The sequence below is a fragment of the Marivita sp. S0852 genome (assembly GCF_046591575.1).
In the GTDB taxonomy this organism is placed as follows: domain Bacteria; phylum Pseudomonadota; class Alphaproteobacteria; order Rhodobacterales; family Rhodobacteraceae; genus Marivita.
This window is the reverse complement of the sequence record NZ_JBIQWA010000005.1, coordinates 143,817-154,793: the sequence shown is the minus strand read 5'-3', so window position 1 is coordinate 154,793 and position 10,977 is coordinate 143,817. Positions and strand designations below refer to the sequence as shown.

The 10,977-nt window shown below is 58.6% G+C and carries 12 protein-coding genes; 5 read left to right on the top strand and 7 right to left on the bottom strand.

Annotation, left to right across the window (positions count from 1 at the left end):
* Window positions 1-59 precede the first annotated feature (59 nt).
* Window positions 60-647: a LolA family protein gene (locus tag ACG74X_RS12530; RefSeq protein WP_411235209.1), complete on the top strand. Its 588-nt coding sequence runs from the start codon at window positions 60-62 to the stop codon at window positions 645-647.
* Between the two features lie 41 nt (window positions 648-688).
* On the opposite strand, the gene ACG74X_RS12525 is transcribed toward ACG74X_RS12530, so the two are convergent.
* Together ACG74X_RS12525 and ACG74X_RS12520 are read right to left on the bottom strand one after the other, a co-directional pair.
* On the bottom strand, window positions 689-1,063 hold the full coding sequence (locus tag ACG74X_RS12525; RefSeq protein ID WP_411235207.1) for a hypothetical protein: 375 nt from the start codon (window positions 1,061-1,063) through the stop codon (window positions 689-691).
* A gap of 2 nt (window positions 1,064-1,065) precedes the next feature.
* Window positions 1,066-1,671 (bottom strand): TetR/AcrR family transcriptional regulator, encoded by a 606-nt coding sequence (locus ACG74X_RS12520; protein WP_411235206.1) that lies wholly within the window; start codon window positions 1,669-1,671, stop codon window positions 1,066-1,068.
* 95 nt (window positions 1,672-1,766) lie between these two features.
* On the opposite strand from ACG74X_RS12520, the gene ACG74X_RS12515 reads away from it, so the two are divergent.
* From ACG74X_RS12515 to ACG74X_RS12505, 3 genes are read left to right on the top strand one after another with little or no spacing between them, the layout of a single operon-like run.
* Window positions 1,767-2,255, top strand: a complete 489-nt coding sequence (locus ACG74X_RS12515) for a cytochrome b (RefSeq protein ID WP_411235204.1) — start codon at window positions 1,767-1,769, stop codon at window positions 2,253-2,255.
* Window positions 2,256-2,305: 50 nt separating this feature from the next.
* Complete coding sequence (locus ACG74X_RS12510; RefSeq protein ID WP_411235203.1) at window positions 2,306-3,559, top strand: efflux RND transporter periplasmic adaptor subunit; 1,254 nt, start codon at window positions 2,306-2,308, stop codon at window positions 3,557-3,559.
* A complete protein-coding gene (locus tag ACG74X_RS12505) occupies window positions 3,556-6,630 on the top strand; it encodes an efflux RND transporter permease subunit (protein ID WP_411235202.1) in 3,075 nt (1,024 codons plus the stop codon). The genes ACG74X_RS12510 and ACG74X_RS12505 overlap by 4 nt, the downstream gene beginning before the upstream one ends.
* Before the next feature lie 39 nt (window positions 6,631-6,669).
* Here ACG74X_RS12505 and ACG74X_RS12500 read toward each other — a convergent pair whose 3' ends face one another.
* A complete protein-coding gene (locus ACG74X_RS12500; protein ID WP_411235200.1) occupies window positions 6,670-7,260 on the bottom strand; it encodes a transglycosylase SLT domain-containing protein in 591 nt (196 codons plus the stop codon).
* A 229-nt stretch (window positions 7,261-7,489) separates the two neighbouring features.
* Here ACG74X_RS12500 and hspQ point away from each other — a divergent pair, with 229 nt between their 5' ends.
* Window positions 7,490-7,816 carry a heat shock protein HspQ gene (gene hspQ, locus ACG74X_RS12495; RefSeq protein WP_411235199.1) on the top strand — a complete coding sequence of 109 codons (327 nt, stop codon included), beginning with the start codon at window positions 7,490-7,492 and terminating at the stop codon, window positions 7,814-7,816.
* A gap of 63 nt (window positions 7,817-7,879) precedes the next feature.
* Here the strand turns inward: hspQ and ACG74X_RS12490 are convergent, their stop codons facing one another.
* The 4 genes from ACG74X_RS12490 to ACG74X_RS12475 all read right to left on the bottom strand — a co-directional run bounded on the left by ACG74X_RS12490 (window position 7,880) and on the right by ACG74X_RS12475 (window position 10,891).
* Entirely contained in the window at window positions 7,880-8,929 is a 1,050-nt protein-coding gene (locus tag ACG74X_RS12490; protein ID WP_411235198.1) for a threonine aldolase family protein, read from the bottom strand.
* Window positions 8,929-9,402, bottom strand: a complete 474-nt coding sequence (locus tag ACG74X_RS12485) for a YcgN family cysteine cluster protein (protein WP_411235197.1) — start codon at window positions 9,400-9,402, stop codon at window positions 8,929-8,931. Before ACG74X_RS12485 ends, ACG74X_RS12490 begins: the two co-directional genes overlap by 1 nt.
* Window positions 9,399-10,331, bottom strand: coding sequence for a bifunctional riboflavin kinase/FAD synthetase (locus tag ACG74X_RS12480; protein ID WP_411235196.1), 933 nt, complete (start codon window positions 10,329-10,331; stop codon window positions 9,399-9,401). The genes ACG74X_RS12485 and ACG74X_RS12480 overlap by 4 nt, the downstream gene beginning before the upstream one ends.
* 116 nt (window positions 10,332-10,447) lie before the next feature.
* Entirely contained in the window at window positions 10,448-10,891 is a 444-nt protein-coding gene (locus tag ACG74X_RS12475) for a MaoC family dehydratase (RefSeq protein ID WP_411235195.1), read from the bottom strand.
* Between the last annotated feature and the right edge of the window lie 86 nt (window positions 10,892-10,977).

Sequence of the window (10,977 nt, the reverse complement as noted above, 5' to 3'; positions counted from 1 at the left end):
ACAGCGCCCGTTTCGCCATATAAGGTCCAAGATGTTCCGAGCAGACAGGACCACGACCCATGCGTTTCCTTGCCCTTTTGGCCACTTTGGCCCTGACCGCGTTTCCTGCGGTGGCCCAGCAGATCCCACTCAACAACTTGTCTAATTACCTTAACCAACTGACCAGCGCCGAAAGCAGCTTTACCCAGATCAATGCGGATGGCACAATTTCGACCGGGACACTTTACCTGCGCCGGCCCGGTAAAGTTCGCTTTGAATACAACCCGCCCGAGCAGGCTTTGGTGATGGCCAATAACGGGGCTGTTGTGGTGTTTGATAAAAAGCTGGGGGGCGATCCGGAAACCTATCCGTTGAACAGGACACCGCTTGGCCTGATCCTTGCGCGCAATGTCGACCTGTCGCGCGCCAATATGGTCACAGCGCACGGGTTTGACGGCACGGCGACCACCGTCACGGCCCAAGATCCGGAGAATCCTCAATACGGCAGTATCGAGCTTAAATTCACCGGCAATCCGGTCGAGCTGCGCCAGTGGATCATCACCGACGATGGCGGTGCGCAGACAACCGTGGTGCTTGGCGCATTAGAGCGCAAGCAAGTGGCAAACAGGCTGTTCAACATTGAATTGGAGCGTATGGCCAACCAGTGATCACGGCAGAAAGTGCTGTCGCCCGCCGGGTGTTCGGTTGTTCAGCTTGACCGAAGCTGCCATGCGGTCAGGGTGAGCGCTGCCCAAACCGCACTTCGCAAGGTCATGGCAAAGACCGTCCGCGTTTCATAAAGACCGCCCGTTGCAACGTGAAACCCGAAGCCTGCGAATACCAGTACCGTTGCCAAAAAGATCCCAAGCGATAGGCGAAACGCCCACCAGCGGGCGGTCCACAAACCCAGCCCGGCGACCACATAGGCAAACCCGGCCAGCGTGTTGAACCACAAGACAAACGGCACAACCTGTCCCATGTCAGCGTCGCCCAATAGGGCGCGGCCGCCTGACAGGATGGTCAGTGCGCCAAAGACGATGCCGATCCCGCCCGCGATGCGCTGTTTCAAAACATGTTGGACCATCTTCAATCCTCTGACTGTCGTTCAAGAAGCGACATCTGAACGTCGAACAGACGCACGCCTTCTTTCACAGCCGAGAAGTTGCGTGCGCCCAATGCCCATCTGATAGCCACGCCCTGCACCAACGACGTCAGCAAGATTGCCACATCTTCTGCGGTGACATCGCCCCGAATGAGACCGGTTTTCTGTTGTTCGCGGATCGCTGCAACAAGCCGTGTCTGAAACTGCGCCAGCAGACCGCGAAACACTTCTCGCAATGCGGCATTGTCCACCTGTAATTCACGCGAAAACAAGATTGCGGGAATGGCAGGCGTTTCGGACAGGGCTTTCAGCTGCGCGGCGACCAGTGCTTTCAACCGTGTATCTGCAGAGGCTGCATCCGTCTCGGCGGAGTCCCAGGCGGTGGTCAGCCGCAGGGCGATGTCCTCTGCCACGGCCAGCCATAGATCGCTTTTGGTTGGAAAATGCCGGAAAATTGCCGGCTGGCTAAGCCCGACGGCACTCGCCACATCTGTCGTGCTCAGCCGGTCGGGGCCGATTTCATCCGCCAATTTCAGCATTTCACCAACAATCTGTGCCTTACGATCTTTTGCTTTCAAACGGCCTGTCATGTTACCCTCTTGTTAGTTATCAATCACTAACATATAGTGATGATGTTTACAATACCTGCGCCGAGTCGCGGACAGCCAAACGAAAGGCCAGCACCATGCAATCACCGACCCACTATTCTCGTACGCAAATTGCTTTGCACTGGATCGTGTTTGGGCTCATCGCGCTGCAATATTTGTTCAAAGATGCGATTTCATCTGCCTGGGACCAGATCAAGAACGGTGTCGAGGCCGGGTTTGATCCGCTGGTTCTGGCGCATGTCGCCGGCGGGGCGCTGGTGCTTGTGTTCGCCCTTTGGCGCTTGGGCCTGCGCGCGCGGCGGGGCGTGCCGCCCGCCATCGAAAGCAGCAAGGCGCAGGGGGTTCTGGCCAAGCTTACCCATGTCGGATTGTATGCGCTGCTGATCCTGATGCCGGTCAGCGGGTCTGTTGCGTGGTTCGGCGGCGTCGATCTGGCGGCACAGGGGCATAATGTTCTGAAAATTGCTCTGCTGGCATTGATTGGCCTGCATATCATCGGCGCGTTGTATCATCAGATCGTTCTGCGGGACGGCGTGTTGATGCGGATGCGCCGGGCGCAGGGCTGATATTCATGCGCTTTGCCCCGCTTTTAGCACTTCCGCCCATTTTGATTGGCATGGCTGCCGCCGTCTGGATGATCTCAACGGCCCCTGGACCCGCCCAGACCGAGGGCGAGAGCCAGGCGTTGCCGGTCACCGTCATGACCGTCACTGCGCAGGATATCCGACCGACCGCGACCGCTTGGGGCAACCTGCGCGCGGCTGACAAGTGGGTCGCCGTTGCAGACGTGCAGGGCGAAGTGGTCTGGCGACATCCGGATCTGGACGCGGGGCGACTGATCGCAAAAGGAACGGAAGTTCTGCGTATTGATGGCACCGATTACGAGCTGGCGCTGGCGCAGGCCCAGGCTGATCTGGCCGCGCTGGAGGCAGAGGGCGCGCAATTGTCGGCCGAGGTGGCGAACACCAAACGTATTCTGGATCTGGAACGCGAACGGTTGGTCTTGGCTGAAGGCGATTTGACACGCGCGCGCGCTTTGGCCGAGCAGGGCACGGTGCCACAAGCCCGCGCTGACGAGGCCGAGAGAGCCACATTGCTGGCGCGACGGACGGTTGCCGAACTGGAAAACACCTTGGCGCTGATCCCCCCGCGCGAGGCGCGGATCACGGCGCAGACGGCCCGCACACAAGCCGCTCTTGATCGGGCACAGCGCGCTTTGGAACATACGGTTGTAACAACGCCGTTTGACCTGCGTGTCACAGAAGTTAGCGCCGAACGGTTTCAAACCATCGCGCCGGGGCAGGTCCTGATCCGTGGCGACGGGATTGCTGCCGCCGAAGTGGTTGCGCATCTGCCGATCACGGTGTTCCGCCGTCTGGTCGGGGACTTGCCCGAAGCTGTGACGGTGGCCGACATGATGCGCGCTGTGCCTTCCACGCAGATCGATGTCATGCTGAGCCCACTATCCGATCCCGCTCAGAAATGGTCTGCCCGTGTTTCGCGGATCGAAGGTGCGCTTGATCCGCGGGCGCGCACGGTGCCTGTCGTGGTGACCGTCGATGACCCATACGCCGGTGCCGCCCCGCCCCAGCGTTTGCCTTTGGTGCCCAATATGCAGGTCGGGCTGTCCTTCTCGGGCAGGGTTCTGACCGATGCCATTGTCATCCCCGAAGCGGCGCTTCACGCCGGACGGGTTCGTCTGGCAGACAAGGGTAACCGATTGGAGCTGCGCGACGTGACACCTGTCTTCGCGCAAAACGATCTGGTCGTGCTGAACGATGGCCTGTCCGTCGGTGATCGGGTCGTGCTGGACGATGTGTCCCCCGCCATTCCGGGTATCGCTTTGGCCCCTGTTGAGGTTGCGGAATGATCCGCTGGTTTACGGGGCATCCAACTGCGGGCAACTTATTGCTTTTGCTTATATTGGCCGCAGGCGTCTTTGCCGCGCCGGGCCTGTTGCGAGAAACATTTCCCGACTTCCGGGCGGTCGAAGCAGAGATCACCGTTCCCTATCGAGGCGCATCCGCCGAAGATGTGGAAAGCGCGATTTGCGCGCCGCTTTGGGATGGGGTGCAGGGTGTCGAGGGGCTTGAAACCTTTACCTGCACGGCGCAAACCGGCCGGGCGCGGGCGGTGGCAACCATGGCACCCGCCAATGAGCCGCTGCGCTTTGTGAACGCGCTGCGCACCGAGGTGTCGGCGATCGACACGTTCCCGGATCGGGCCGATCCCGCCATCGTTCGCGAACTGCACCGCAGCGATCCGGTCACCTCTGTTGCCGTTTCCGGTGATCTGCCGCTGACCGAACTTGACCTTTATGCCGATGCCTTGTCCGACCGGTTGACGGCGCTGCCCGGTGTGGCCACGGCCACCCGCAGCGGGCTGGGCGCGCGTACCCTAAGTATTACGGCAACCCAGGATAAGCTTGAGGGCCACGGTCTGACACCGGCGGCTTTGGCGGCGGCCATTGCGGCGCAAAATATCGACTTGCCTGCGGGTATTTTAGAAGGTGCGGGAACGGATCTTACTCTGCGGTTCACGGCGGAACGGAACACGGTCACCACTCTTGCAGCGATTCCGGTGTTGTCGCTTGAAAACGGTGCCACCCTTACCCTTGGCGATGTGGCGTTGATCGAAGAGCGCTTTGAACCTGCCCATGACCGGGCGTTTGTAGACGGACATCCCACGATCCTGATTGATGTGGCCAAGGCGCTGGATGCCGATGCGTTGCGGGTGCTTGATGGGGTGGATGCGCTTGTTGCTGGCGAAACGGCGCGCTTGCCAGCCAACCTTCAGGTCGAGATCGTGCAGGATGTCACGTCGATCATCCGCGATCGGCTGCTGATGCTGGTGCAGAACGGGATCATCGGTCTGGTGCTTGTCGTTGCGGTCATGAGCCTGTTTTTCCGTCCCGGCTTTGCGATCTGGGCGGCATTGGGGTTACCTGCGGCTTTTGCCGGTGCGTTTGTCTGGATGGCGCTGACCGGATTAAGCCTGAACATGATGACGCTGGTGGCGCTGTTGATGGCAATCGGGATCGTGATGGACGATTCCATTGTCATCGCCGATTCCATCGCCGTTCATGCCGCCGATGGTCCGACTGTCGAAAATGTGGCCGCTGGTGTCGCTGCGGTTGCGCCGGGGGTCATATCGTCTTTCCTGACCACTTTGGCGGTCTTTCTGCCGTTGGCCTTTCTGGCAGGCGAATTGGGAGCAGTGCTTGAGGTGCTTCCGGTTGTGCTGTTGGCTGCATTGGCCGCATCGCTGATCGAGGCTTTCCTGGTCCTGCCGCATCACCTGAAAGCGGGTGCTAAAAAAGGGACACCGTCGCGGTTCCGTTCCGGTTTTGACAAAGGCTTTGCCGCTGTGCGTGATCGCGGGGTGGGGCGTCTGGCCGATGCGGCGATCCGGTGGAGGTGGCTGGTCGCGGGTCTGGCCATCGGGGCGCTGATCGTGACGGTTGGTGCGCTTGGCGGTGGCTTGGTCAAGCGCGAGGCGATGCCCGAGATCGACGGAGACGTTCTTGAGGCGCGGATCTTGCTGGCTGCCGGGACGCCGCTGCAGCGCACGGCGCAGTCGGTTGCCCAGGTTGAGGCGGCCCTTGACCGGGTCAATGCCGCGCTGACGCCGGATCAGCCCGAGATGCAGCCGCTTGTCATCCGCCGCATCACCCGGTTCGGGCGCAATCTGTCGGCCGGGGAAACCGGCGCGCATGTTGCGACTGTTGCGGTTGATCTGCTGGGGGCTGAAACCCGGACCAGCACGCTTGATGATATCGTTGCGCTTTGGCAGCAAGAGATCGGGCCGTTGCCCGGAGTTGCATCGCTGATCATCACCGAGCCGGGGATCGGCCCACAGGGCATCGCGGTGGAATTGCGCATGACGCATCCGAACCTGTCGACTCTTCAGGATGTGGGCCGCGCCACACTGGCCGAGCTTGAAACCTATGCCGGCGTGCGCAATGCGATCCTTGATTTGCGCCCCGGTGCCCCAGAGCTGCGCTTGCAATTGTCTGCCGGTGCCGAAGCGTTGGGGCTGACCGTCACGGATGTCGCCAGTCAAGTGCGCGCCGCTTTCCTGGGGTCGCAACTTGCCGAAGTTCGGCGCGGCGACATCGCGTGGGATCTGGATGTTCAGCTGTCTGACGAGGATCGCACCACACGCGCCGATTTGATGGCTTTTGAAATTGCCATTCCTGCCGGTGGGACTGTGCCGCTGTCCAATATTGCAACGATTGTAGACGCGCGCGGTTGGGGCAGCATCACACGGCGGAACGGATTGCGCACCTTGACGGTTTCGGCCGATGTGGACGGGCGGATCGGCAACGCCGATGCAATCACCGCGCAGATGGCGAACGGGTTTTTGCCCGACCTTGTGGCGGATACGCCCGGTCTTGGGTTTGAAATCGGTGGTCAGGCAGCCAATTCAGCCGAGACCGTTGCCTCTATTCTGCGCGGCTTTCTGATTGGATTGGTTAGCATTTACCTGGTGCTCAGCTTTCAGTTTCGAAGCTATATCGAGCCGCTGATCGTGATGATGACGATACCATTGGCGTTTCTTGGCGTGATCTGGGGGCATATGCTGATGGGCTACAATATTTCTATGCCGTCTTTGGTCGGGGCCGCATCGCTGGCCGGAATTGTGGTCAACAACGCAATTCTTCTGGTCGGGGTCATAAACACGCGCCGCGCCGAGGGATTTTCCGCACCCGATGCGGCAGGAGACGCCGTGCGTGCGCGGTTTCGGCCCATTCTGGTGTCGGTTTCAACGACAATCATGGGAATGGCCCCGCTGCTTTTGGAGACATCGACACAGGCGCAAACGCTTAAACCGTTGGTAATTGCGGTTGTCTTTGGTCTTTTGGCAGCAACCGTTCTTATTTTGATGATCCTGCCGGCCTTCTACGCCGCGCTGGATGATATCCGTCCGCGAAAGAGCTGATCGTTCCAGCCCGCACGGCGCGGGCTGAACGGCGGCGTTTTATCTGAGGCGTCGACAGGTGGCCAATTGGCCCTGATACACCACAGAGCGTGCCGCGACCTCGTCCGCGACCCGCAGTAACCAGGCTTTGCGGTTGTAACTGCCCCGCGCAAAACCGGTGCGGCCTTCGTGGTAGGCAAGATACTGATTGCGGGCGTCGTTGAGCGAAATACCTAGGCGGCGGTTCGATTCTGCCATGTACCAGCCCATAAAATCGGTCGCGTCTTTGATGTTGTTGCGTCGTGCCCGAAAACGCCGCTGGTCATCGACGTATTCCTGCCATGTGCCGTCAAGTGCCTGGCTATAGCCATAGGCGGAGCTTTGACGCCCCATTGGGATAACGCCAAGAGTATAGCGGAACGGTGTGCGTGCATCGGATTTGAATTTGCTTTCCTGGTACATCGACGCCATTTGCACATGCACCGGAACGCCCCATTTGCGCTCGGCTGCGCGGAAGGCCCGCAAATAGCCAGGGCGCTGTTGCAAGATCGAACATGCGTTGTCCAGGTTTCGGGGCGCCGTCGTCCCGCCACCGCCCCCGCAAGAGGCTGCCAGCAAAACGATCACCAGGGCGCGAAAGAGTCTGCTCATCTGCCTCTCGCTTATATGGACGAAGGCAGTTTCTCTGCCTTTCGGATTGGCCGTAGTGTACCGCAAACTTGTATGAGGGGAAATCACAATTCCGGTTGGTGGCAATTCTGTGCTTTGGTCGCGAAACGGGCCGTGTCAAAGCAAGACACAAACTGTTTCCCATTTTCTCTGTGCCCGAATTGGACAATGCGACAAAAATCAGGCAAGTATGTGGCAACGGACGGGACTCATGATCAGACAACGCGCAAAATACAATATTGGCCAAGTGGTACGGCATCGCAGACACCCCTTTCGGGGCGTGGTGTTTGACGTCGATCCAGAATTCAACAACACCGAGGAATGGTACGAAGCCATTCCGGCGGACAGTCGGCCTGCGAAAGAACAGCCATTCTATCATCTTCTCGCGGAGAACGATCAAAGTTTTTATGTGGCCTATGTGTCAGAGCAGAATTTGATCGCGGATTATTCCGGTGAACCTGTTGAACACCCGGATGTGCCCGATCTTTTCGGCGCATTCGAAGATGGCAGCTATGCGCTGCAATTCCAGTATAACTGACGTCTCTCTTAATTTGCCACGTATGCGTAACAAGTCAGGGCTCCTCCTCGGGAGCCCTTTTTCTTATGGCGTTTTCAGCAAACCCAGAAAGCTGTCCAGCGCGTCATCGGGACAAGACCAATCGCACACAATGCGCCCGGTCAGACCGCTTTGCGGATCACCATTGTCCAAATCACCGCCTGTCACATAATATCGCGCGCCGTGCCCCTGAAGATGTTGATGGAACGCGCGCGGGGCGGTGAAGAAAATCATATTGGCGGTCACATCATTCAGGATTGTCACGTCGTCGACAGCGCGCAATCCGTCATAGACCTTTTGGCATTTGGCATTGGCCTGCCGGGCCAGTCGGTGCCACAGGTCATTGCGGAGATATCCCGCCATCTGGGCCGACAGATAACGATGCTTTGAAAAAAGATGACCGCCGCGTTTCCGACGCAATTCAAAGGTATCGGCCTGCTCTGCGTCAAAAAAGACCACCGCTTCGACCCCCATCAAACCGTTTTTGGTGCCGCCAAAGACCGCGACATCAACGCCCCGTTTCCATGTCATGTCGGCAGGCGAACAGCCCAAAGCAACCACGGCATTGGCAAATCGAGCACCGTCCAGATGCACCGGCACGCCATAGGATTTGGCGACATCACACAGCGCCTGGAGGTCCGCCAGCGTGTAAACATTTCCCATTTCAGTCACTTGTGTGATCGATACCGCGCCGCGCTGGGGGCCATGAACCCCCCGATTGCCCTGGCTTTCGATGGCGCGGGTCAGGCTGTCGGGCGTCATGCGGTCGCTATCGCCCACAAGGGTCAGCTTGGCCCCGCCTGTATAGAATTCGGGCGCGTTGCATTCGTCTTCTTCGATATGCGCGACCGGCGAACAAAACACCGTGTCAAAGGGGTCAACCAGCGTCGCAAGGGCCAGCGCATTGGCCGCCGTGCCGGTCGCCGTCAGGTAAACCGACGCTGACGGAGCCTCGAACATATCGCGAATAAGGTGTTGTACCTCCTCCATCAACGGCTCTGCCCCATAGCCGAACGTGTAGCCTGTGTTGGCTTCGGTCAGGGCGTCCAATATCTCTTGTGGCACCGGGCCGCTGTTGTCAGAGGCAAAGAACATCAGGTCGGTTCCTCGATGATGTGGTCTTCCCAATCATCTTCGTGAATTTCAAATTCCGGTACGGTCCGGTCTTTCATTGATACGCCAGCATCATGCACCGATTGGGGTGTTCCAGAAATCAGCGGGTGCCAATCGTACAGCGGCTTGCCTTCCCAAAGCAGACGATATGCGCAGGTTTGCGGCATCCAATAGGCGTGATCGTCGATGTTGTTGGGTTTGAGAACGATACATTCCGGAACAAACTGGTGGCGGATGTCATATTGCGCACATCGGCAGGTGCTGTCGTCAAAGAGACGGCATGCGACACGGGTCAATTCGACATGCCCGGTGTCTTCATCCTCAAGTTTGTTCAAACAGCATTTTCCGCATCCGTCGCACAGGGCTTCCCATTCCTGCGGGGACATATCCTTGAGGGCCTTGCGTTCCCAAAAGCGTGGGGCGAGGCCAGAGCGATCAATCGGATCACTGCTCATAGGTTTAACAGAATGGTGCGCGCCGTGTCGCAATCGGCATCCATCTGGGTGATCAGAGCGTCAAGGCTGTCGAATTTCAGCTCCGGTCGCAAAAACTCGACCAGCGCAATCGAGATGGTTGCACCATATAGATCGCCGCTGAAATCAAAGATAAAAGTCTCCAGATTGGCGCGGTTTTCGCCAAACATCGGCCGCACGCCAATTGACGCCGCCCCGTGATACGACCCGGCGTGGGGTCCATCAAGCACATCAGCAATCACCGCATAGACACCGAATTTCGGCGGATGCAGGCCGTCGATTGACATATTAGCCGTCGGATAGCCAAGCTCTCGTCCGCGTTGTTCGCCGCCGATCACTGGCCCTTCGATGCGGTGCCAGTGTCCCAGCATGTCCGCCGCGACCCGTGGTTTGCCATCCGACAACGCCGTCCGGATCGCCGTCGAGGATACGGCACCGGATGAGGACGCAACCAATTCCGCCACTGTGACACCGAAGCCAAGTTTGTGACCAAACTCAACAAGATCACCGACGGTGCCGGTGCGGCCTTTGCCGAAACAAAAATCCTCTCCGACGACAACATGACGCAGACCAAGCCCTTCAGAAATGACGGCTTTCGCGAACGCCTCTGGGGTCAGTTCGGCCAGTTGCGTGTTGAAATTCAGCTCGTACAGAACTTTTACGCCCAATTTGTTCAGCCGCGTGGCGCGGGCTTCGGCATTCATCAGGCGGAATGCGGGCGCGTCAGGTGCGAAATATTCGCGTGGGTGCGGTTCGAATGTCAGGACGCCCAAGGGCGCATCAGGCATCGCCGTTTGCGCCTGCGCAATCACCGCCTGATGGCCAAGATGCACGCCGTCAAAGTTGCCTATCGCCACCGTTGCCCCTTTATCCTGGGGCGAGACGAATTGATAATCCCGGACAATTTTCATGCGCGCAGGACTAGCGGGCGCTTAGGGGCAGTGCAATCCCAAGACCGGGCCAGAGCGGTGATTTTCCCGGCTCAGAAATCGAAAGACACAGTGCCGCATCTTTGCCGTTGGAAACGTCAGTCGAATTTGCGGGACGGTGCAAGGACCTTGGCTTCGCCAATCAACACTTTTTTACCCTCGACCGAGCAATGACAATCCAAGGTCACACGCCGCTTTGCGATGTCGATGTCGATCACCTTGACCTCGGCATAGACCACATCACCGGGGCGAACCGGTGCCAGGAATTTCAGCGACTGACCCAGATAAACCGTGCCATGACCGGGCAGTTGTTCGCCGATAACCGCAGAGATCAGACCGGCGGTCAGCATACCATGGGCGATGCGACCTTCAAAAATCGTGTCCTGGGCATAGTCATCATCAAGGTGAACCGGATTGCGGTCGGTTGAGACCTGCGCAAACAGTTCGATATCCATGTCCGTCACTTCTTTGCGCAAATGACGGGACATGCCCATTTCGATGTCTTCGATGCAGATTGTTCCGCGCGGTAGGTTGTCCAACATTATCCACTCCACTCTCGGGCATCAGAGTAATATAAAGTTAGGATTCCGGCCCGTGTTGGAAACTTTATTACTTTGCAGGTGCAGAA

What these genes read in the sequence shown, in the direction of transcription:
- ACG74X_RS12490 (WP_411235198.1), bottom strand. Translation starts at nt 8,929, where the DNA reads ATGTTCTTTGCCTCTGACAACAGCGGCCCGGTGCCACAAGAGATATTG.
- ACG74X_RS12485 (WP_411235197.1), bottom strand. Translation starts at nt 9,402, where the DNA reads ATGAGCAGTGATCCGATTGATCGCTCTGGCCTCGCCCCACGCTTTTGG.
- ACG74X_RS12475 (WP_411235195.1), bottom strand. Translation starts at nt 10,891, where the DNA reads ATGTTGGACAACCTACCGCGCGGAACAATCTGCATCGAAGACATCGAA.
- hspQ (WP_411235199.1), top strand. Translation starts at nt 7,490, where the DNA reads ATGATCAGACAACGCGCAAAATACAATATTGGCCAAGTGGTACGGCAT.
- ACG74X_RS12480 (WP_411235196.1), bottom strand. Translation starts at nt 10,331, where the DNA reads ATGAAAATTGTCCGGGATTATCAATTCGTCTCGCCCCAGGATAAAGGG.
- ACG74X_RS12515 (WP_411235204.1), top strand. Translation starts at nt 1,767, where the DNA reads ATGCAATCACCGACCCACTATTCTCGTACGCAAATTGCTTTGCACTGG.
- ACG74X_RS12520 (WP_411235206.1), bottom strand. Translation starts at nt 1,671, where the DNA reads ATGACAGGCCGTTTGAAAGCAAAAGATCGTAAGGCACAGATTGTTGGT.
- ACG74X_RS12530 (WP_411235209.1), top strand. Translation starts at nt 60, where the DNA reads ATGCGTTTCCTTGCCCTTTTGGCCACTTTGGCCCTGACCGCGTTTCCT.
- ACG74X_RS12525 (WP_411235207.1), bottom strand. Translation starts at nt 1,063, where the DNA reads ATGGTCCAACATGTTTTGAAACAGCGCATCGCGGGCGGGATCGGCATC.
- ACG74X_RS12510 (WP_411235203.1), top strand. Translation starts at nt 2,306, where the DNA reads ATGGCTGCCGCCGTCTGGATGATCTCAACGGCCCCTGGACCCGCCCAG.
- ACG74X_RS12505 (WP_411235202.1), top strand. Translation starts at nt 3,556, where the DNA reads ATGATCCGCTGGTTTACGGGGCATCCAACTGCGGGCAACTTATTGCTT.
- ACG74X_RS12500 (WP_411235200.1), bottom strand. Translation starts at nt 7,260, where the DNA reads ATGAGCAGACTCTTTCGCGCCCTGGTGATCGTTTTGCTGGCAGCCTCT.